At 62.4% G+C, this 809-nt stretch carries 1 protein-coding gene; it reads right to left on the bottom strand.

Features of this window, described 5'->3' with window-relative positions; translation table 11 throughout:
• Positions 1–809 (bottom strand): hypothetical protein (locus tag I6E61_RS14420; RefSeq protein ID WP_197135300.1); only part of this gene is annotated, 809 nt, incomplete at both ends.

An 809-nucleotide genomic window follows, 5' to 3' on the forward strand; every position in this document is an offset into this window, starting at 1 on the left:
TCGGCATCAGCATCGGCGTCGGCATCAGCATCGGCGTCGGCATCAGCATCGGCGTCGGCATCAGCGTCGGCATCAGCATCGGCGTCGGCATCGGCATCGGCATCAGCATCGGCGTCGGCATCAGCATCAGCATCGGCATCAGCATCGGCATCAGCATCGGCATCAGCATCAGCATCAGCATCAGCATCGGCATCGGCGTCGGCGTCGGCATCAGCATCAGCATCAGCATCAGCATCGGCATCAGCATCGGCATCGGCATCGGCATCAGCATCAGCATCGGCGTCGGCGTCGGCGTCGGCATCAGCATCAGCATCGGCATCAGCATCGGCATCGGCATCAGCATCAGCATCAGCATCGGCGTCGGCGTCGGCGTCGGCGTCGGCATCAGCATCAGCATCGGCATCAGCATCGGCATCGGCATCAGCATCAGCATCAGCATCGGCGTCGGCGTCGGCGTCGGCGTCGGCATCAGCATCAGCATCGGCATCAGCATCGGCATCGGCATCAGCATCAGCATCAGCATCGGCGTCGGCGTCGGCGTCGGCGTCGGCATCAGCATCAGCATCGGCATCAGCATCGGCATCGGCATCAGCATCAGCATCAGCATCAGCATCGGCATCAGCATCAGCATCGGCGTCTGCATCGGCATCAGCATCAGCATCGGCATCAGCATCAGCATCAGCATCGGCGTCTGCATCGGCGTCTGCATCGGCATCAGCATCAGCATCAGCATCGGCATCAGCATCGGCATCAGCATCGGCGTCGGCATCAGCATCGGCGTCGGCATCAGCATCGGCGTCGGCATCAGC

The sequence above is a fragment of the Psychrobacter sp. NZS113 genome (assembly GCF_015864825.1).
Classification (GTDB): domain Bacteria; phylum Pseudomonadota; class Gammaproteobacteria; order Pseudomonadales; family Moraxellaceae; genus Psychrobacter.